This is a genomic window from Curtobacterium sp. MCSS17_005, assembly GCF_003234225.2.
Lineage (GTDB): Bacteria > Actinomycetota > Actinomycetes > Actinomycetales > Microbacteriaceae > Curtobacterium > Curtobacterium flaccumfaciens.
In genome coordinates this window covers 486,317-505,550 of sequence record NZ_CP126258.1, presented here as the reverse complement: position 1 = coordinate 505,550, position 19,234 = coordinate 486,317, and the positions used below count along the sequence as shown (strand labels likewise).

At 71.3% G+C, this 19,234-nt stretch carries 18 protein-coding genes; 6 read left to right on the top strand and 12 right to left on the bottom strand.

The window, feature by feature from the left end; genetic code table 11:
- Positions 1-109 precede the first annotated feature (109 nt).
- Genes DEJ20_RS02585 through DEJ20_RS02570 form a run of 4 tightly spaced genes read left to right on the top strand, consistent with a single transcriptional unit; the run spans position 110 to position 6,577 of the window.
- Positions 110-1,468, top strand: coding sequence for an extracellular solute-binding protein (locus tag DEJ20_RS02585; protein WP_111234807.1), 1,359 nt, complete (start codon positions 110-112; stop codon positions 1,466-1,468).
- The gene (locus DEJ20_RS02580; protein WP_111234806.1) at positions 1,465-2,586 is read left to right on the top strand and encodes a carbohydrate ABC transporter permease; all 1,122 of its coding nucleotides are present in this window, start codon (positions 1,465-1,467) and stop codon (positions 2,584-2,586) included. The genes DEJ20_RS02585 and DEJ20_RS02580 overlap by 4 nt, the downstream gene beginning before the upstream one ends.
- 11 nt (positions 2,587-2,597) lie before the next feature.
- Positions 2,598-3,518 (top strand): carbohydrate ABC transporter permease, encoded by a 921-nt coding sequence (locus DEJ20_RS02575; RefSeq protein ID WP_502866601.1) that lies wholly within the window; start codon positions 2,598-2,600, stop codon positions 3,516-3,518.
- The gene (locus DEJ20_RS02570; protein WP_111234804.1) at positions 3,515-6,577 is read left to right on the top strand and encodes a glycoside hydrolase family 2 TIM barrel-domain containing protein; all 3,063 of its coding nucleotides are present in this window, start codon (positions 3,515-3,517) and stop codon (positions 6,575-6,577) included. Before DEJ20_RS02575 ends, DEJ20_RS02570 begins: the two co-directional genes overlap by 4 nt.
- Positions 6,578-6,701: 124 nt before the next feature.
- On the opposite strand, the gene DEJ20_RS02565 is transcribed toward DEJ20_RS02570, so the two are convergent.
- Positions 6,702-7,127: a DUF3151 domain-containing protein gene (locus DEJ20_RS02565; RefSeq protein ID WP_111234803.1), complete on the bottom strand. Its 426-nt coding sequence runs from the start codon at positions 7,125-7,127 to the stop codon at positions 6,702-6,704.
- A gap of 274 nt (positions 7,128-7,401) precedes the next feature.
- Here DEJ20_RS02565 and DEJ20_RS02560 point away from each other — a divergent pair, with 274 nt between their 5' ends.
- Positions 7,402-8,973 carry an ABC-F family ATP-binding cassette domain-containing protein gene (locus DEJ20_RS02560; protein WP_111234802.1) on the top strand — a complete coding sequence of 524 codons (1,572 nt, stop codon included), beginning with the start codon at positions 7,402-7,404 and terminating at the stop codon, positions 8,971-8,973.
- A 24-nt stretch (positions 8,974-8,997) separates the two neighbouring features.
- Here the strand turns inward: DEJ20_RS02560 and DEJ20_RS02555 are convergent, their stop codons facing one another.
- From DEJ20_RS02555 to DEJ20_RS02540, 4 genes are all read right to left on the bottom strand, one after another.
- Entirely contained in the window at positions 8,998-9,693 is a 696-nt protein-coding gene (locus DEJ20_RS02555) for an SDR family oxidoreductase (protein WP_111234801.1), read from the bottom strand.
- 10 nt (positions 9,694-9,703) lie between these two features.
- A complete protein-coding gene (locus tag DEJ20_RS02550; protein ID WP_111234800.1) occupies positions 9,704-10,195 on the bottom strand; it encodes a VTT domain-containing protein in 492 nt (163 codons plus the stop codon).
- Between the two features lie 61 nt (positions 10,196-10,256).
- Entirely contained in the window at positions 10,257-11,288 is a 1,032-nt protein-coding gene (locus tag DEJ20_RS02545) for a YihY/virulence factor BrkB family protein (protein ID WP_111234799.1), read from the bottom strand.
- A gap of 4 nt (positions 11,289-11,292) precedes the next feature.
- Positions 11,293-11,823 (bottom strand): hypothetical protein, encoded by a 531-nt coding sequence (locus tag DEJ20_RS02540; protein WP_111234798.1) that lies wholly within the window; start codon positions 11,821-11,823, stop codon positions 11,293-11,295.
- A 63-nt stretch (positions 11,824-11,886) separates the two neighbouring features.
- Here DEJ20_RS02540 and DEJ20_RS02535 point away from each other — a divergent pair, with 63 nt between their 5' ends.
- The gene (locus tag DEJ20_RS02535) at positions 11,887-12,627 is read left to right on the top strand and encodes an MBL fold metallo-hydrolase (RefSeq protein ID WP_111056720.1); all 741 of its coding nucleotides are present in this window, start codon (positions 11,887-11,889) and stop codon (positions 12,625-12,627) included.
- 189 nt (positions 12,628-12,816) lie between these two features.
- Here DEJ20_RS02535 and DEJ20_RS02530 read toward each other — a convergent pair whose 3' ends face one another.
- The 7 genes from DEJ20_RS02530 to DEJ20_RS02500 form a co-directional block, all read right to left on the bottom strand.
- Positions 12,817-13,860 (bottom strand): Gfo/Idh/MocA family protein, encoded by a 1,044-nt coding sequence (locus tag DEJ20_RS02530; RefSeq protein ID WP_111234797.1) that lies wholly within the window; start codon positions 13,858-13,860, stop codon positions 12,817-12,819.
- Positions 13,861-13,933: 73 nt separating this feature from the next.
- The gene (locus tag DEJ20_RS02525) at positions 13,934-14,860 is read right to left on the bottom strand and encodes a prenyltransferase (protein WP_111234796.1); all 927 of its coding nucleotides are present in this window, start codon (positions 14,858-14,860) and stop codon (positions 13,934-13,936) included.
- A complete protein-coding gene (locus DEJ20_RS02520; protein WP_258377111.1) occupies positions 14,857-15,270 on the bottom strand; it encodes a lycopene cyclase domain-containing protein in 414 nt (137 codons plus the stop codon). Before DEJ20_RS02520 ends, DEJ20_RS02525 begins: the two co-directional genes overlap by 4 nt.
- Complete coding sequence (locus DEJ20_RS02515) at positions 15,267-15,599, bottom strand: lycopene cyclase domain-containing protein (RefSeq protein ID WP_111234795.1); 333 nt, start codon at positions 15,597-15,599, stop codon at positions 15,267-15,269. Before DEJ20_RS02515 ends, DEJ20_RS02520 begins: the two co-directional genes overlap by 4 nt.
- Positions 15,599-17,239 (bottom strand): phytoene desaturase family protein, encoded by a 1,641-nt coding sequence (gene crtI / locus DEJ20_RS02510; RefSeq protein ID WP_111234794.1) that lies wholly within the window; start codon positions 17,237-17,239, stop codon positions 15,599-15,601. Before crtI ends, DEJ20_RS02515 begins: the two co-directional genes overlap by 1 nt.
- Positions 17,236-18,174, bottom strand: coding sequence for a phytoene/squalene synthase family protein (locus tag DEJ20_RS02505; RefSeq protein WP_111234793.1), 939 nt, complete (start codon positions 18,172-18,174; stop codon positions 17,236-17,238). Before DEJ20_RS02505 ends, crtI begins: the two co-directional genes overlap by 4 nt.
- Complete coding sequence (locus DEJ20_RS02500; RefSeq protein ID WP_111234792.1) at positions 18,171-19,229, bottom strand: polyprenyl synthetase family protein; 1,059 nt, start codon at positions 19,227-19,229, stop codon at positions 18,171-18,173. Before DEJ20_RS02500 ends, DEJ20_RS02505 begins: the two co-directional genes overlap by 4 nt.
- Between the last annotated feature and the right edge of the window lie 5 nt (positions 19,230-19,234).

Genomic DNA, 19,234 nt, shown 5'->3' with positions numbered 1-19,234 from the left:
CCAAGGTGCGCGGGAACGCGCAGTGTCGGTACGGTCACGAAACCACAACGGCGTTCGGTTCTGTGGTTGGGTGTGGACAACCCCGATCAACGACGAACGGAGTGCGGCAATGGCGCCACGACCACGACCCATCACGAGACGACACCTGTTGGGCTTCGGCCTCGGCACCGCGGCGGCGGGACTCCTCGCCGGCTGTGCGGTCCCGGGCTCGAACAACGTCAACAAGGCGGCCCTCGTGCCCGCCGCGGCCTCGGGTGAGACCGTCCAGCTCACCTACTGGGCCTGGCTCAAGGACCTGCAGAAGGTCTGCGACGTCTGGAACAAGACACATCCGAACATCCAGGTGTCGGCGAACTGGATCCCCGGCGGCAACAGCGGCGGGTACCAGAAGATGTACTCCGCGCTCGCGGCCGGCGGCGGCCCGGACATCGGGCAGGTCGAGCTCCGGCAGATCCCCGAGTTCATGCTCGCCAACGGCCTGGTCGACCTGGCCCGGTACGGCGCGAAGGACTTCGAGTCGGAGTACGACGAGGCCGCGTGGGCGCAGGTGTCGTTCGTCGACGGCATCTACGGCATCCCGCAGGACACCGGCCCGATGGGGTTCTACTACCAGACCGCGCTCCTGGAGCAGGCCGGCGGCGAACCCCCGACGACGTGGGACGAGTGGCGTGACCTGGCCGAGAAGGTCCGGAGCACCGGGAAGCAGAACTACCTCGAGGTGTTCCCGGTCGCCGACGCCTCACCGTTCGCCGCGTACGCACAGCAGGCCGGCGCGCGCTGGTTCAAGGTCGACGGCGACGAGTGGGTCGTCGACATGACCGACGACAAGACCCTGATGGTCGCGGACTTCTTCGACGGCGTGATCGACGACAAGCTCGTCGACACGAGTGCCGGCGCGTACTCCCCCGGGTGGTACGCCGCGGCCGCGAGCGGCAAGATCGCCGCGGTCACCAGCGCGAGCTGGGGTGACGCCCTGATCGAGTCGGTGCAGGGCGGCGAGGGCAAGTGGAAGGTCGCCCCGATGCAGAAGTGGGGCGCCGACGGCTTCGGCTCGAGCGCCATCGGCGGTTCAACGGCCGCGGTGCTGGCGAACGCGAAGCACCCGAAGGAGGCGCTCGAGTTCATCACGTGGATGACCACCTCGAAGGAGGGCATCGACGCGATGATCAAGTACTGCGGCATCGGCTGGTCGCCCGCGGTCGACTACATCGGGGCGCAGCGCGAGAAGCCGTCGAAGTGGTTCTCCGGCCAGAACTACAACGAAGAGGTCTTCGTGCCGGCGTCCCAGGAGCAGAACGTCGAGTGGTCGTGGTCCCCGGTGACCCAGTCGGCCTTCACGTCCCTGCAGAACCAGTTCCGCCGCAAGCTCACCTCGGGCCTGAAGCTCAGTGACGCCGTGGAGCTCGCACAGCGGGAGATCGTCCAGTCCTTCAAGGACAAGGGCCTCAGCGTCAGGACGGCACGATGACCCAGCAGACCACCACCCCACGGTCCACCGGTCGACCGGCCGACGGCACCCCCGCGTTCCGCACGAGCACGAAGGCCACGAGCGCGCAGAAGCGTGCTCCGTGGATCCTGCTCGCCCCGTTCCTGGCCCTGTTCATGCTGACGTTCGTCATCCCGATCATCAGCGCCCTGTTCCAGTCGTTCACCACCGTCGACCGCGAGGGTCTGTTCGGCGAGGACGGCGTCGTCGGCCGGTTCGCCGGGTTCGACAACTACGCGATCGCCCTGCAGGACAGCGGGTTCGTCGCCTCGATCGGCCGCATGCTGCTGTTCGGCATCGTCCAGGTCCCGGTGATGATCATCGCCTGCACGATCCTCGCGCTGCTGCTCGAGTCGGCGAGCGCCCGCTGGCCGGGCTTCTTCCGGGCGCTCTACTTCATGCCGTACGGCGTCCCCGGCGTCATCGCCACGATCCTGTGGTCGTTCCTGTACGTGCCCGGCCTGTCGCCGATCGTGTCGCTGCTGCAGTCGATGGGGCTGCAGCCGGACTTCCTCGGCGCCAACAGTGTGCTGTGGTCGATCGCGAACATCGTCACGTGGACCTACACCGGCTACAACATGCTCATCATCGTGGCGCAGCTGAAGTCCATCCCCGGCGAGGTCTACGAGGCCGCCAAGGTCGACGGTGCGAACGCGTTCCAGGTCGCGTGGCGGATCCAGATCCCGCTCATCGCGCCGGCCCTGGTGCTCACGACGGTGTTCTCGATCATCGGCACCCTGCAGCTCTTCGCGGAGCCGCAGATCCTGTCGACCGTGGCCCCGGCGATCGACACCGAGTACACGCCGAACTACGCCGCCTACACGAACGCGTTCGCGTTCAACGAGTACGGCGTCGCGAGTGCGCAGGCGGTCATCATCGCCCTGGCCGCGTTCATCCTGTCGTTCGCGTTCCTCGCGCTGACGAACCGGCCACCCAAGGACGAACGCGACCGGCGCAAGCGCGCACGGCGCGACGGCCGGGAGGCCCGCACCGCGCTCCGGACGCGCGCTGCGGCGGGCAGCAACGGTACTTCCCAAGCCGCACCGGGCCTCCAGGCCAGGTCCGGTCTGCAGAACGGAACGAAGGGGGCCGACGCATGACCAGCGAAGCCATCGAAGCGCCAGCCACGGCGAAGACCTCCGTCCCGGTCGACACCACGTCGATCTCGGCGCACCAGCGACGGAAGCTCGACCGGTCGCCGCGCTCGCAGATCGTCGTGACGGGGATCCTCGTCATCGCCGCGCTGTACTTCCTCGTCCCGCTCTACTGGGTGATCATCGCCGCGACGAAGACCACGGGGGCACTGTTCTCCACCCCCGGGTTCTGGTTCGGCGGCGAGTTCGCGCTGTGGAGCAACCTGCAGCAGGTGTTCACCTACGACGGCGGCATCTTCGTCCGGTGGATCGCGAACAGCGTCCTGTACTCCGGCGTCGGTGCGGTCCTGGCCACCTACTTCGCCGCGGCCGGCGGGTACGCGCTGGCGAAGTACGACTTCCGGGGGCGCCAGTTCGTGTTCGGCACGATCCTCGGCGGCGTACTCGTGCCCGGGACCGCGACGGCACTGCCGCTGTTCCTGCTGTTCTCGTCGATGGGCCTGACGGACACGTACTGGAGCGTGCTCATCCCGAGCCTGGTGTCGCCGTTCGGGCTGTTCCTGTGCCGGGTGTACGCCGCCGCGTCGGTGGACACCACCCTGCTCGAACAGGCACGCATCGACGGTGCCGGTGAACTGCGGATCTTCCACACCGTGGTGCTCCGGCAGATGACCCCGGCGCTCGTCACCGTGTTCCTGTTTCAGGTGGTCGGGATCTGGAACAACTTCTTCCTGCCGCTCATCATGCTGGCAGACCAGAAGCTGTACCCGATAACACTGGGTCTGAACAACTGGCGCTCGCAGGTCGACCGCCTGCCGGAGTTCTACCAGCTCACCACCGGCGGGGTGCTCGTCTCGGTCATCCCGCTCGTCATCGCCATCATCGTCCTCCAGCGCTTCTGGCGTGGAGGCCTCACGGAAGGATCGGTCAAGGGTTGACCCACTCCGCACTCTCGTCCACCGCACCCGGCTCCGACTCGAGGCTGGCACCCCGTGCCTGGCTGCACACCGACGCCCCGTCCCTGTCGCTGAACGGGGACTGGCGGTTCCGGTGGTCGCCCGTCGCCTCGGTCTCCGAGGACTTCGCGACCGAGGGTGGGGAGGACGACGACCCGGCCTGGGGCGAGCTCCCGGTGCCGTCGCACTGGGTGCTGCACGGGCACGGCGCTCCGAGCTACACGAACCTGCAGTACCCGTTCCCGATCGACCCGCCGCACCCGCCGGAGGAGAACCCGACCGGTGACCACCGCCGCACGTTCGAGCTGCCGTCGTCGTTCGACGGTGCCGGCCGGGTGCTGCTGCGGTTCGACGGGGTCGAGTCGCACTTCCGGGTGTGGCTGAACGGGACGCTCGTGGGGTGGTCGACGGGCTCGCGCCTGGCGACCGAGTTCGACGTCACCGAACTGGTGCGCCCGGGGGCGAACGAGCTCGCGGTCCGGGTGCACCAGTGGTCGGCGGCGTCCTACCTGGAGGACCAGGACCAGTGGTGGCTGCCCGGCATCTTCCGCGACGTCACCCTGCTCGCCCGACCCACGGCGCCGATCGACGACGCGTTCGTGCGCGCCGGTTGGCGGGCGACGCTCGGCACGGCTGCCTCGTCCGGCACCGCGGCGTCGGGACGGCCGGAGACGGGGACCGGCACGATCACGTTCCCGACGCTCGACGCGGTGTTCCCGGTGCGGTTCGCGGTGCCCGACCTGGGCGTCGACGTGACCTGGGCCACGGCGGACGACGTCGCGCCGATCGAGGTCGAGGGTGTCGAGCCGTGGAGTGCCGAGCTACCGAAGCTGTACGACGCGACGCTGTCGACCGGTTCCGCGGCGGGCGGCTCGGGCGGCTCGGGCGGTGCCGCCGGTGGCGCCGGTGGCGAGACCGTCTCGCTCCGGCTCGGGTTCCGCACCGTGTCGATCGTCGGCGACCGGTTCCTGGTGAACGGCGAGCGCGTGGTGTTCCACGGCGTGAACCGGCACGAGACCCACCCCGTGCGCGGCCGGGTGTTCGACGAGGAGCACGCCCGCGCCGACATGGCGCTGATGAAGCGGAACAACGTCAACGCCATCCGCACCTCGCACTACCCGCCGCACCCCCGCGTGCTCGACCTGGCCGACGAGCTCGGGTTCTGGGTGATCCTGGAGTGCGACCTGGAGACCCACGGGTTCCTGTTCACCGACTGGGTCGGCAACCCCTCCGACGACCCGGCGTGGGCCGAGGCCTACCTCGACCGCATCGCCCGCACCGTCGAGCGCGACAAGAACCACGCGTCGATCGTGATGTGGTCGCTCGGCAACGAGTCCGGCACCGGTCGGAACCTCGCGGCGATGTCGCAGTGGGTGCACGACCGCGACGCCGAGCGCCCCGTGCACTACGAGGGTGACTACACGGGCGAGTACACCGACGTCTACTCGCGGATGTACCCGACGCTGCAGGAGACCGAGTCAATCGGCGGCGGCACCCCGACGCCCCTGCTCGGCTGCGGCCCGGCCGAGGCCGCACGGCAGCGGTCGAAGCCCTTCATCCACTGCGAGTACGTGCACGCGATGGGCAACGGCCCCGGGCAGATCGCCGAGTACGAGGCCCTGGTCGACCGGTACCCACGGCTGCACGGCGGGTTCGTGTGGGAGTGGCGGGACCACGGCCTGCTCGCGAAGACGCCGACGGGCGAGGACTACTACGCCTACGGCGGGGACTTCGGCGAGGTCGTGCACGACGGCGACTTCGTGATGGACGGCCTGGTGCTGCCCGACGACACCCCGACGCCGGGGCTCGCCGAGTTCGCCGCCGTCGTGGCTCCGATCCGGCTCGCGGTCTCGGACACCACGGTGCTGGTCGAGAACCGGTACCACTCGGCCTCGACCGCCGGGCTCCGGCTGTGCTGGACCCTGTCGCGGAACGGCGTCGTCGAGGCCTCGGGGCGCCTGTCCACGGGCATCGTCGCCGCCCGGGAGTCGGCGACGGTCCCGGTGCCCTCCGAGGTGCTCGAGGCGGCCACGTCCGAACTCGCACCCGGCGACGAACTCTGGTTCGACCTGACCGTGGAACTGGCGGGGCCGACCGCGTGGGCGGACACCGGCCACGTCCTCGCACGCACCCAGCGGCTCGTCGCGGCGCGCGCGGCGGACGCACCACGGGCCTCCCGGCAGGGGTGGGACGGCGACCACCTGGGTGACGGCATCTTCAACGCCCGCGGCGACCTGGTGTCGTGGAAGGGCCACGAGGTCGCCGGGCCCCGTCTGGAACTCTGGCGTGCACCGACGGACAACGACAGCCTGGCGTCACAGGGCGGCTACGAGACCGCGGACCCGGTGCTCACGCACGGGGTCGGCGACCCGACCGCTCCCCCGTCGGCGACGCGCTGGCGCGACCGAGGGCTGGACCGGCTGACGCACCGGCTGGTGTCGGTGTCGCGGACCGACTCCGGTCTGGAGCAGCGGGTGCGCGTCGCGGCGGCGAACAGCGGGTGGGGCCTCGAGGTCACGCACCGCTGGACCCTGACGTCCGACGGGCTCGTGCTGCAGACCGACGCCGTGCCGTTCGGTGCCTGGGACGTCACGTGGCCGCGGATCGGGGTGCGGTTCGACCTGCCGGCATCGCTGGCGGATGGGGACGCGACCTGGTTCGGGACCGGACCGCTGGAGTCGTACGCCGACTCGTCGCACGCTGCCCGTGTCGGCCGGTTCACCGCGCCGGTGCGGTCACTCGGGGCGGAGTACTCGCGGCCGCAGGAGACCGGGCACCGGCCTGGCCTGCGGGAGCTGTCCGTCGGGCCGTTCACCGTGTCGACGGTCGGGTCGCACCGTGCGGGGTTCACCCTGTCGCCGTGGACCGCGCAGCAGATCGACCGCGCCGAGCACCCGTACGAGCTGCCGACGTCCGACCACCTGTACCTGTACCTCGACGCCGCGCAGCACGGGCTCGGCAGCCGGGCGTGCGGGCTCGACGTGCTGCCGGAGCACCAGCTCTGGCCGCAGGCGTTCAGTTGGAGCGTGCTGCTGGGCTAGGCGGGGTCGGCTCTCTCGGAACCAGGTTTCGGACACAGCACCGCGCATCGGCGTGGTTCCGTGTCCGGAACCTGGTTTCGTCGTTTCGCGCCGCGCGCCGCGACCGCGCCCGCGACCGCGCTGCCTACGCGCCGGCGGACAGGGCCCGCAGGGCCTCGGGGTCGCTCGCGTTCAGGAAGTCGGTCAGGCGCTCGGCCTCGCCCGGCTCCTCGATCGCCTCGGCCGCACGGCGCAGGGCGAACAGCGCCCGCAGCACGCCACGGTTGGGCTCGTGCAACCACGGCACCGGACCGACACCGCGCCAGCCGGCCTTGCGCAGGGCATCGAGCCCACGGTGGTACCCGACACGGGCGTACGCGTAGGACTCGAGGGTCGCGCCGCGCGCCCACGCCTCGTCGGCGAGCAACGCCCACGCCAGGCTCGACGACGGGTAGGACACCACCACGCTGGCGACGGGGGCCTCCGCCTCGATCGCGGCGGTCACCTCCGGCTCGGCGGGCAGCAGGGTCTCGGGGTTCGACGACGGGGTCGGCAACAGGTTCTCCGGCATGCCCCCAGCCTGTCATCCCTTGCGGCTGCCCGTGTCGCGGGATTACCGTGGAGGTCACCTCGTCGTCATCGCGGGGCCGCCGGGGCGGGAGACCGACCGGCGGAACGGATGGCGGACACGGGGGTCCCCCGACGGAAGCAGACGGATTGCTGTCGATCACCGGTACCGCTCAGCCCACGCGCTGACACCGTGATCGTGCGCCCCGTCGGGCGCTCCACCGCACCGCGGTGGCCTCGGTGTCGTGCGCCCAGCATCGACACCGGGAGACACCCCCATGCCCACCAGTCCGTCCGTCGTCCTGCACGACGTCACCTTCGCCTGGCCCGACGGCACCGTCGCGCTCGACCACCTCACCGCCGCCTTCGGACGTGGCCGGACCGGGCTGGTCGGGAGGAACGGGGCCGGCAAGTCCACGCTGGTCCGGCTCGCGACCGGCCGGCTCCACCCCACGTCGGGCAGCATCACGACGTCGGGTCCCGTCGACCACCTGCCGCAGCGCCTTGCAACGGGGATCGACGACACCGTCGCCGACCTGCTCGGCGTCCGGCCCACACTCACCGCGCTCCGGGCCGTCCTGGCCGGCGACGCCACGGCAGCACAGCTCGAGGCAGTCGGCGACGACTGGGACCTGGAGGAACGGGCCGCCGCGGTGCTCGACCGGGTCGGGCTCGACGGCACCGACCTCGACCGGCCGGTGTCGACGCTGTCCGGCGGGCAGTCGGTGCTCGTCGCCGTCGCCGGGGTGCGGTTGCGCGCCCGGCCGATCGTGTTCCTGGACGAGCCGACGAACAACCTGGACCGACGGGCCCGCGGGCTGCTCCTCGACCTGGTCGACGACTGGCGCGGCACCCTCGTGCTCGTCAGCCACGACCGGGAACTCCTCGAGCACGTCGACGAGACCGTGGAGCTCCGCGCCGGGGCGGTGACGGTGTTCGGCGGGACGTTCAGCGCGTTCGAGGAGCACCTGGCCGTGCAGCAGGCAGCCGTCGAGCGCGAGGTCCGGGTCGCCGACCAGCGGCACCGCACCGAGAAGCGGCAGCGCATCGAGGCGGAGACGAAGATCGCGCGTCGCGCCAAGGCCGGTGAGAAGGCGGGCCGTTCGATGCCGAAGATCCTGGCGAACGAGCAGCGGAAGAAGGCGCAGGAGACCGCCGGTCGACTGCGCGTCGGGTACGCGGACGACGAAGCCGCCGCACTCGCCACCAAGCGCGAGGCCGAGCTCCGTCTGCGTGACGACGAGTCGATCCACGTCGCCCTGCCCGACCCGGACGTGCCGGCATCGCGTCGGATCGCCACCGTGACCGTCCGCGGACGGGACGTGATCGTCCAGGGGCCGGAACGGATCGCCGTCACCGGTGACAACGGCGTCGGCAAGTCCACCCTGCTCGAGCAGCTCGTCGGCGACCCTGCTGCCCGGCAGCACCCGCTGCCCGAGACCGCGGCCGTCGCCCACGTCGACCGGATCGCGTACCTACCGCAGCGGAAGGACAGCCTGGACGACACCGTCACGGTGCTCGACAACGTCCGCCGGGACGCCCCGTACGTGCCCGTCGCCGAGGTCCGCAACCGGCTGGCGAAGTTCCTGGTGCGCGGGGACACCGTCGACCGCCCGGCCGGGAACCTGTCCGGCGGAGAGCGGTTCCGGGTGGCGCTGGCGGCCCTGGTGCTCGCCGACCCGCCGCCGCAGCTGCTCGTGCTCGACGAGCCGACGAACGACCTCGACCTGACGAGCGTCGACCAGCTCGTCGACGCGCTGCGGGCCTACCGGGGAGCACTCGTCGTGGTGAGCCACGACGAGACGTTCCTGGAACGGCTCGAGCTCGACGATCGGATCGAACTGCGGTAGTCGGTAGCTGGCGCCGTCAGCGCGTCAGCGCCGTCGGGTCGGCCGGATCGCGAGTGACTCGACGGTGCCGCGCTCGGGCAGGTCGACGACGGTGCGGACCGCGGCGGCCACGTCCTCCGGCGCCAGGTAGTAGTCGGTGTCGTAGGACTCCCCGAGCTTCGCCACGAGCTGCCGCTGCATGTCCGAGTCGGTCCGGCCCGGGTGCACGCTCGACACCCGCACGCCGTTCGCCCGCTCCTCTTCGCGCAGGGCGTCGGCGAAGGCCCGCAGCGCGAACTTCGACGCCGCGTACACGCCACCGCCGGGGCCCGAGTGGAACCCGGAGCCGCTGTTGATCGGCACGACGATGCCCCGGGCCGCCCGCAGTGCCGGCAGCGCCAGCCGGGTGAGCTCGGCGACCGCGAACACGTTCGTCGCGAAGACCTGCTCCCACACCGCGCGCGGGGTGTCGGCGACGGTGGTGCCCTGCTCGACACCGGCCGAGTGCACGAGGACGTCGAGCCGATCGGGCAGCGCGGGGACCTCGCCCGCGCCCAGGTCACCGACGAACGGCACCGCGCTCGGCAGCTCCTGGACGAGGGCATCCACGGCGTCGGCGGACCGGCCGCCCACGAGCACGTGGTGGGTGCGGCCGAGGTCGGCGGCGATCGCGCGGCCGATGCCGCGGGTGGCTCCGGTCACCAGGGCGACCGGACGGTTCTGGAGCTGGTCTGTCGTCACGTGGGCCAGCCTACGGAAGCCGGGCCGGGCCTCCTGTGCGGTCGCGGCGACGACGCAGGACCGTCAGCGCGACGCCGGCGACGACCACCAGGCCCACGAGCGCCGCGATGCCCCACGGCGAACCGGCGAGCGCGGCGACGACCGCCCAGAACACGGCGAGCCCGACCGTCGCGTACAGGAACGCCCATGCCACGCACCCCGGCACCATCGCGATCGTGTACCGCCACCAGGCGACCCGTGCCAGCCCGGCTGCGGCGTTCATCACCGTCTGCAGGCCGACCACGACGAAGCTCACCGTGACGACGGGCAGGCCCCAGCGGTCGAGCAACGCCGAGCCGCGTCGGACCGCCGGCGAGCGCAACCAGCCGCCCCACCGCGATCGGGACGCACCCGTCACCGCGAGCCGCGCGACCCAGTACGTGGCCTGCGCGCGGCAGAACACGATCAGGAAGAGCGCGAGGACGAGCCACCGGAACGGGAGCCCCTCGAGGAAGGACGGCACGCTCGCACCGTAGCGTCCCGACCCGGAGAGCGCCCGTCAGCGCCGATCAGACGCGCGAGGCTCAGTCGTTGTCGACGTTCTGGCGGATGCGGATGCCCTCGAGCACGTCCTGCGCCCGCTTCTCGTCCTGCTTCTCGATCTGACGGGTGTCGCGCTCGGGGAGCTGGATGTCCTCCTCCGCCCGGATGCCGGCCTGCAGCTCGCGGCCCCGCTCGATCTCGGCGTCGAACTCGGCACCGAAGAGCAGGGCGTTGTTCGTGATCCAGATCCAGAGCAGGAACACGATGACCCCACCCAGGGAGCCGTACGTGGCGTTGTAGTTCGAGAAGTTCCCGACGTAGAACCCGAAGCCGACGCTCGCGATGATCCAGATGAGGAGCGCCAGGATCGAGCCGCCGCTGACCCAGGTGAACTTCGGCTGCTTGACGTTCGGCGACCAGTAGTAGAGCACCGCGACGACGATGATCGCGATGACGAGCAGGATCGGCCACTGCACGATCGACAGGACGGTGACGGCCACGTCGCCGAGGCCGATGACGTCGCCGAAGCTGCGGGCGAGCGGGGCGCTCACCAGCACCAGCAGACCGATCACGAGCAGGACGACCGTGGTGACGGTCACGCCGAGCATGGTCGGGCGGAGCTTCCAGATCGGGCGGCCCTCGCGGACGTTGTAGATCCGGTTCATCGCACGGCCGAACGCGCCCACGTAGCCGGAGGCCGACCAGAGCGCACCGAGGATACCGACGATGAACGTGATGGGGGCGGCGGGCGAGCGGACGAGTCCCTCGACCGGATCCCGGATCAGCTCGACGACCTGCTGCGACCCGATGTTGCCGATGATGTCGAGCAGCGTGTCGATCGTCTTCTTCGGATCCGACACCAGACCGAGGATCGACACGACCGCCAGCAGCCCGGGGAACAGCGCGAGCACCGAGTAGTACGTCAGGCTCGCCGCCAGGTCGGTGCACTGGTCGCTCGTGAACTCGCGCAGCGTCTTCTTCAGCGTGTAGACGAGCGTCGGCTTCTTGAGGTCGGTGGGGTTGTCGGGCTTCCGGGAGTCGTCCGGGTCCGGCTTGTGCTGTTCGTCGGTCATCGTCTCAACCCTTCCGTGCCGTGTTCGCCCGCTTGGCGGCCTGCTTCGACCGCTTGACCGCCTGCTTGCGGTTCTTGTTCGCCCGTCGCTGCACCGCCGCGATGCCGACCTGCTGCTTCACGCGGGCGCGGTGCGCCGGGTCCTGCTCGAGGGCTTCCTCGGCCGCCTTGGCCCGCGCCTTCCGCCCCTTGCGGCCTGCCTGCGCCTGCTCCTTCGCCGAGGGGGCGTCGCCGCGCGCGCCGAACGGCAGCAGCGCGGTGAACGCCGAGTTCGCCGGCGGCGCGGCCAGGTGCCCGGCGGGGCGGTTCCGCAGCGCGATGCCGAGGACGATCGCCGCGACACCGGTCAGTCCGGTGATGCCCATCGCCACCAGGGGCGTGGGGTCGCGGTGCCACCGCTGCTTCGTCTTGGCGACCGCGAGCCGCGTCCGGGCGGGCAGGTCCGCACGTCGCTTCAGCTCCGTCACGGTGTCCGTGATGCCCTCACGGGTGCGCACGTTGGCGAGTTCGAGCTCGGGCAGACTGTCCTTGGCCATTCCCCATTTCGTACACGTCCCACCCGGGATCGTGCCCAGCAGGCCGCGTCTACCGTGCCGCACATGCTCTTCCGGGACGCCGCCGAGGGGATCCACCGCCTCGAGATCGCACACACCAACACGTACCTCGTCGAGACCGGCGATCGGTTGCTCGTCGTCGACGCGGGGTTGCCCGCCGCGTGGCCGCACCTGCAGCTCGCCGTGCACGACCTGGGCTACACGCCCGACCAGGTCGAGGGACTCCTGCTCACGCACGGGCACTTCGACCACGTCGGCACCGCCGCACGGATGCACCGCGACTGGGGCACGCCCGTGTTCGTCCACCCGGGCGATCGGCACCTCGCCGCGCACCCGTACTCGTACCGGCCGCAGACGAACCGCTTCGGGTTCGTCGCGCTCCACCCGGGTGGTCTGCGCCCCCTGGGCCGGATGCTGCTGGCCGGTGCGGTCACGGTCGACGGCATCGCGGACACCGAACCGCTGGAGAGCCGCGCCGACGTGCCGGGCAACCCGTGGATCATCGAGACCCCGGGGCACACCGACGGCCACGTGGCACTGCACTTCGCCGACCGCGACGCCGTGATCGCCGGGGATGCCCTCGTCACCTTCGACCCCTACACGGGTGGGATCGGACCCCGGATCGTGGCACCCGCGGCGACTTCCGACGTCGACACGGCGGTCGCGTCGCTGGACCGGCTCGCGGACACCGAGGCGAAGCACGTGCTGCCCGGCCACGGGCCGGGCTGGTCGCTCGGTGTGCGGCGGGCCGTCGCGCAGGCGCGGCGGGTCGCCGGCGCCGCCTGACGCACGACCTGCTCGCGAGTCCACGGGCTCAGCGACACCTCACGCGCGGCGCGACGCGTGGACTGTCGGGGAGGGCGAAAGGTACCGAGGGCGCGCGCGAAACGTCACCGAGGCGGTGGACGCGACCAGAGCCGGCCTGGAGGCGCGGTGCTGGCCCGCCCCGCGCCTCCAGGCCGTGGGTGGTTGCGTTCAGGACGGGACGACGACGTCCTCGGGCAGGCCGGACGCCGCGGAGCGGCCGGCAGCCTCCATCAGCGCGAGGCTCCGCAGGTTGTCGCGCCCGCTCGTCTCGGGGGCGGGGCCGCCCTGCACCGACCGCGCGAACGCCTGCAGCCCGCCCTGGCGGTCGGTGTGCGCGAGCACGGGGAGCTCGACCGGCTCGGCGACGTCGTCCTGCGTGCGGCGGACGGTGACCCGGTCGCCGTCGACCGCGTTCGGCTCACCGTCACGGCTCGTGAACCAGAGCTCGCCGTCCTCGCCCTCGATGCTCCACTCACCGGCCCAGGCGGTGCGCGGGCCACGGCTCAACCAGCTGCCGCGGTAGTTGACGACCGTGCCGCCGTCGAGCTCGATGATCATCGAGGCGACCGCTTCGTCCTGGTACTTGCTGTAGGCCGGGTAGCTGGCCTTGGCGAAGACGCGGACCGCCTCTTGCCCGGTGATCATCCGGAGCAGGTCGAAGTGGTGGATCGCCATGTCGTTGATCATCGCGTGCGGGAACCGGTAGTGCGGGTACGTCTCGGCCGGCTGGTCGTTGTCCCACTGCCGGAAGTCGACGTTGATCGCGGAGACCTCGCCGACGACGTCCGCCTCGAGCATCTCCTGCACGACCCGCGGCGCCGGGTACCAGCGGTAGTTCTGGCTGACCTGCAGCACCAGCCCGAGCTCCTCGGCGCGACGGACCGCGGTGACGGCCTCGTCGGTGGTGTTGGCGAACGGCTTCTCGACCAGGACGTGCTTGCCGGCGTCGAGGGCCTCGAGCGCGAGCGGCACGTGCGTCACGGCCGGGGCGGTGATGACGACGGCGTGGGCCTCGACCGCGGCGAGCGCCTCGGTCAGGGACCCGAACGCCGCGGAGGCCGGGAGCCCGAGGTCGGTCCGCACGGCCTCGAGCGTCGGCGCCGACGGGTCGACGATCGCGACCACCTGCACTTCCGACACCTCTGGGATGGCGGTGCGGGCCCAGTTGCCGCCCCACCCTCCGAGACCGACGTGGATGATCCGGACGCTCATGCGCGCACTCCTTCGTGACTGCCGTCGTGACTGGTGACGCACCACGGACGCCGCGGTGCGTGCGTCCAGTCTGTCAGTGCGTGAAGGCGTACGCGATGAGCGCCATCGTCACGATGAAGCCCGCCAGGTAGTTGATCCAGAGGAACCGCTTCCACCCGGCGTTCGCGGCCTCGGCACCCTGGTCCGTGATGTTCCACCACGGCAGCACGTTGAGCGCGTACGGGATGACGACGATCGCGGCGATCGGCCCGGGAAACGCCGAGAACAGCAGCGCGACCCCGGCGACCAGGTAGGCGACGAAGGCCAGGCGGACGGTCGCCCGGGCGCCGATGACGGTCGCGACGGACCCGATGCCGCCGGCGCGGTCCGCCAGGACGTCCTGCACGGCACCGAACGCGTGCGAGGCCACGCCCCACAGGAAGAACGCGATGCACACGGCGACGAGCTCGCCGGTCCAGTGCGGGCCGGCGAGGGCGAGCCCGTAGATCGCCGGTGAGACGAAGTGCGTGCTCGACGTGAGGGAGTCGAGGAACGGCTTCTCCTTGAACCGCAGGCCGGGGGCCGAGTACGCGATGACCGCGAACACGCTGATCGCCAGGACGAGCCACGACCACGGCCCGTTGCCGCTCACCGCGCCGAGCACCACGAGCGCGACGAGGAAGGGGACGTTCGTGACGACGACGGCCCACAGCGTGGTGCGGTGGACGCTCTTGTCGAGCAGGGCGCCCTCGACACCGCCCTTCCGCGGGTTGCGCAGGTCGGACTCGTAGTCGAAGACGTCGTTGATGCCGTACATCGCCAGGTTGTAGGGCACCAGGAAGTACACGACACCGACCAGGAACGCGACGAGCGAGAACCCGCCGCCGCCCTCGACGCCGACCCCGCTGCCGAGCAGGTACGCGGCGCCGAACGGGTAGGCGGTGTTCACCCAGCTGATCGGGCGCGACGACACGAACAGGGCACGCCGGGTCGACGGCCTGGAGGCGGTGCTGGCGTTCACTTCATGTCCTCTGCTGGTGCTGGCTCCGCTGGTGCTGGGGTCGGGTCGGGCGCGGGGCGCGCGCCCGTCCGGTCGAACAGGACCCACAGGCTGGGCAGCAGCACGATGGCGGACATCGCGTAGGCGAGGTCTTCGACCGGGATCGCACCGATCTTCGCACCGCTGATGAGCGAGGGGTCGTAGGCGACGATCCGCAGCGTGACGATGACGTTGTCGAACACCATCGTCATCACCAGCAGCGCGATGCCGGCGATCACGGACGTGAGCACCGCGGCCCGGCGCCCGACCCCCGGCCGTCGACCCGCCGCACGGGCCCGGCGGGCGGCGACGACGCCGGCGGCCACGGCGACGACGGCCGTGACGCCGAAGAACGGCAGGGCCAGGAGCGCGTACGCCCCGGTGCCGTTCACGCACGCCGCCGATCGGTCGCGCGCTGCACCAGGGGCCGGACGAAGCCGACCAGGTCCATCGTCGAGTAGCAGAGCAGCAGCAGGAAGAAGAGCTCCTCGAGCGGGACCTCGGGCGCCAGGAGCACTCCGGTGAGCAGGTTCTGCGGCCCGATGAAGAAGATGCCGGCAGCGACACCGGCGACGTCCCACACCATGAAGAACGCGACACCGACGACCATCACGGCCGCCGCACGCCACGGTGCCCGCCAGAAGAACAGCCGCAAGCGGGCGTCCAGCACGGTCATGCCGACCAGGGACACCACCAGGCCGGCGAGGTAGACCCCGGGCATCAGGCGGTCTCAGTCCGGTCCCGCGGAGACCCGAGGGGGGTCGGCAGCGGCTCGGTGCTCCGGTCGCCGTGGATGCGCTTGAGCAGGACCTCGGCGCTGATCAGGCACATCGGCAGACCGATGCCCGGGATCGTCGAGGCGCCGACGTAGTACAGCCCCTCGACCTTCTTCGACGCGTTCTTCTCGCGGAAGAACGCACTCTGCTTCAGGGTGTGCGCCGGGCCGAGCATCGAGCCGTTCCAGGCGTTCAGGTCGTCGGCGAAGTCGCGCGGTCCGATCGTGCGTCGGACCCGGATGCGGTCGCGCAGGTCCGGCACCCCGGCGCGCTCGGCCAGCACGTCGATGGCACGGTCCGCGATCTGCTCGACCTGGTAGTCACCGGCACCGTCGATGCCGCCCTTGCCGATCGACAGGTCGGCGGGCAGGGGCACCAGGACGAACAGGTTGCTGGTGCCGGGCGGGGAGACGCTCGGGTCGGTCCCCGAGGGAGCGCAGACGTAGATCGAGGCGGGGTCCGGCACGTGCCGGTCGTCCCCGAAGATCGCGCCGAAGTTCGCCTTCCAGTCCGCGGTGAACACCAGGGTGTGGTGCAGCAGGCCCGGCGTCGGACCGTCGATGCCGAGGTACACGAGCACCGCGCTCGGCCCCGGGTCGCGCTTCTTCCAGTGGTCCGCGCCGTGGGTGCGGTGCTCACGCTCGAGCAGCTGCATCTCGGTGTGCTGCATGTCGGCCGCGCTGACCACGAGGTCGGCGGGGGCCGTGTGCTGCACACCGTCGCGGTCGCGGTGGACGACCCCGGTGGCGACGCCGTCCTCGACGACGATCCGCTCGACCTTCGCACCGGCGATGATCTTCGCGCCCTCGGCACGGGCGACCCGCTCGACGGCGGAGATCACCTCGGTGATGCCGCCCTTCGGGTAGAGCACGCCGTCGGCCAGGTCGAGGTGGCTCATCAGGTGGTACATGCTCGGCGCCGCGTACGGGCTCGTGCCGAGGAACACCGCCGGGTAGCCGAGGATCTGCCACAGGCGACGGTCGCGCACGGCGGTCTCGGCGAACGTGGAGAGCGGCTCGAGCAGCAGGCGTGCGAGCTTGGGCAGGCGACGCAGGACGTCGGGTGCGGCGAGCTTCGTGAGGTCCTGGAAGCTCGTGTAGAGGAACCGGCGCACGGCCATCGTGTAGGTGTCCTCGGCCGACGCGAGGTACTTCCGCATCCGCTCGCCGGCACCGGGCTCGATGGACTCGAACAACGCGATGTTGGCCTCGGCGTCGGCGCGCAGGTCGATCGGCTCGTCGTGGCCCTCGCTGTAGACGCGGTAACCGGGGTCGAGCTTCACCAGGTCGAGTTCGGCCTCGGCCGACGTTCCCAACAGCTGGAAGAAGTGGTCGAAGACCTCGGGCATGAGGTACCACGACGGCCCGGTGTCGAACCGGAACCCGTCCTGCTCCCACGAACCGGCACGGCCGCCGAGCTGCGTGCGCTGCTCGAGCACCGTCACCGAGAAGCCGTCGCGTGCGAGCAGCGCGGCGGCCGCCAGGCCGCTGATGCCGCCGCCGATGACGACGGCGCGGCGTGCGGGCACCTTGCGCCGGGTGGTGGTGGCGACCGTCGTCGGTCGGGAGGCGCGGGGCGGGGTCATGAGGAGCCTCCCGGCCGGTGGGTGGTGACGCGCGACCGGAGCGGTGCGCGACCGGCGAGGACCTGCGCCGCGAGGCGCACCTTCACCGGGTCGGGGACGCGCACGCGCGTCGTGACGAGGCGGCTCGCCGGCGTGCGCGCGAGTCGGTCGTTGAGTTCCTGGAACAGCGCGTGTGCGAGTCCGACCGCGTTGCGGGCGTCGGCCGGCAGCAGCCGGATCGTCCGTGCGGCGTGGTCGAGGTCGTCCTGCACGTCCGCGACCAGGCGGTCCTTCGTGGCCTCGTCGAAGGACCGGATGTCGACGCCCGGGAAGTACGAGCGACCGAGCACCTCGAAGTCGGCGTGCAGGTCACGCAGGAAGTTCACCTTCTGGAACGCGGCGCCGAGCGCACGCGCCCCGGCGACGAGCTCGGCCTGGTCGAACGTCGGACGACCAGCCCGGTACACGAACGCGCGCAGGCACATCAGGCCGACGACCTCGGCGGAGCCGTACACGTACGCGTCGAACGAGGCGTCGTCGTGCTCGGTGCGGTCGAGGTCCATGCGCATCGACGCGAAGAACGGTGCGGTGAGCTCGGCGCCGAAGCCGGTGGCGCGGGCGGTGCGGGCGAAGGCGTGGACGACCGGGTTCACCGAGAAACCGAGCGCGATCGCCCGTTCGGTGTCGGCCTCGAGCTCGTCGAGCACCGTGCGGGCGAGCTCGCGGTCGAGCCCGGCCTCGGTCGCGGGGCCGTCGACGACCTCGTCGGCGACGCGCACCAGCGCGTAGACGTTCCGGATGTGCTCGCGCGTGTCGCGGGCGAGCATGCGGCTCGCCAGTCCGAACGACGTGGAGTACCGGTCGATGACGACCCTCGACGCGGCCTCGGCCGTGGCGTCGTAGAGCTGGAGGCGAGCCGGACGGGATCCGGTCGCCGTGGTGGTGCTGTGGGTCACCGGGCGCGCTCCACGAGTTCGGTCACGAGGGCCTCCAGGCGGTCGGCGAGGTCGTACGGCAGCCGGGCGAGCTCGGCCCGGGCGAGTGCGGTGTGGTCGGCGACGCGTGCTTCCGCGGCGCCGCGCGCACCGCAGGAGACCAGGGTCGCACGGACCTCGTCCGCACGGGCCTCGGTCAGGTCCGGGTCGCCCAGGTACGGCTCGAGGTCCGGCCAGCAGTCCGTGGTCGCCGCGTACGCGATGAGCATCGTGCGCTTGCCCTCGCGCAGGTCGCCCAGCACGGTCTTGCCGGTCATGGTCTCGTCGCCGAAGACCCCCAGCAGGTCGTCGACGATCTGGTACGCGATGCCGATCTCGCGGCCGAAGGCCCCGAGGGCGGTGACGATCTCCTCGTCGGCGCCGGCCAGCACGGCGCCGGACTGCAGCGGGGCCTCGAACGAGTACACGCTCGTCTTCGCGCGCTCCATCGCCAGGACCTCGTCCACCGTCGGCATCACGCCGAGTGCCAGGTCGACGTCGGTCATCTCACCGGCGGCGCTGGCGAACACGGCCTCGTCGAGCAGTTCGAGCAGCCGCTCGCGCCGGGTGCCGTCGACGCCCGCGGCCTCGATGAAGCGGGGCGCACCGGCGAGGGCCAGGTCACCGGCGATCACGGCGGCGCTCATCCCCCGGTGCTCGGCGGTCGGCAGCGGCAGGCCGCCCGTCGTCCCGTTGTCCCGGAAGGACCCGGCGACGTTCGGCTGCCCACGGCGCGACCAGTCGCGGTCGATGACGTCGTCGTGCACCACCAGTGCGGTGTGCAGGAGTTCGTAGGCCGCCGCGACGTTGGCGGCGGCGTGCACGTCGGTGCCGCCCATGCCGGCGTACGCGGTCATGACCATGCGGGGCCGGAAGCGCTTGCCACCCATGCTCGCCTTGCGGAGCACGCGCCACAGTTCTTCCGACGGTCGGCCGTAGCGCTCGGCGCGTGCCGACGACGCAGCGAAGAAGCGCTCGAGGCAGTCGTCGACGAGCGCGAGGTCGATGTGCGGCACGGTGGTCGCTTCCTCGCTCATTGGCC

Bases quoted from the DNA above. Each gene is read 5' to 3' on its own strand.
- DEJ20_RS02515 (WP_111234795.1), bottom strand. From the start codon at position 15,599: ATGCCCGGGGTCTACCTCGCCGGCCTGGTGGTGTCCCTGGTCGGCATG.
- DEJ20_RS02500 (WP_111234792.1), bottom strand. From the start codon at position 19,229: ATGAGCGAGGAAGCGACCACCGTGCCGCACATCGACCTCGCGCTCGTC.
- DEJ20_RS02530 (WP_111234797.1), bottom strand. From the start codon at position 13,860: ATGAGCGTCCGGATCATCCACGTCGGTCTCGGAGGGTGGGGCGGCAAC.
- DEJ20_RS02585 (WP_111234807.1), top strand. From the start codon at position 110: ATGGCGCCACGACCACGACCCATCACGAGACGACACCTGTTGGGCTTC.
- DEJ20_RS02535 (WP_111056720.1), top strand. From the start codon at position 11,887: ATGCTCTTCCGGGACGCCGCCGAGGGGATCCACCGCCTCGAGATCGCA.
- DEJ20_RS02545 (WP_111234799.1), bottom strand. From the start codon at position 11,288: ATGACCGACGAACAGCACAAGCCGGACCCGGACGACTCCCGGAAGCCC.
- DEJ20_RS02560 (WP_111234802.1), top strand. From the start codon at position 7,402: ATGCCCACCAGTCCGTCCGTCGTCCTGCACGACGTCACCTTCGCCTGG.
- DEJ20_RS02580 (WP_111234806.1), top strand. From the start codon at position 1,465: ATGACCCAGCAGACCACCACCCCACGGTCCACCGGTCGACCGGCCGAC.
- DEJ20_RS02540 (WP_111234798.1), bottom strand. From the start codon at position 11,823: ATGGCCAAGGACAGTCTGCCCGAGCTCGAACTCGCCAACGTGCGCACC.
- crtI (WP_111234794.1), bottom strand. From the start codon at position 17,239: ATGACCCCGCCCCGCGCCTCCCGACCGACGACGGTCGCCACCACCACC.
- DEJ20_RS02565 (WP_111234803.1), bottom strand. From the start codon at position 7,127: ATGCCGGAGAACCTGTTGCCGACCCCGTCGTCGAACCCCGAGACCCTG.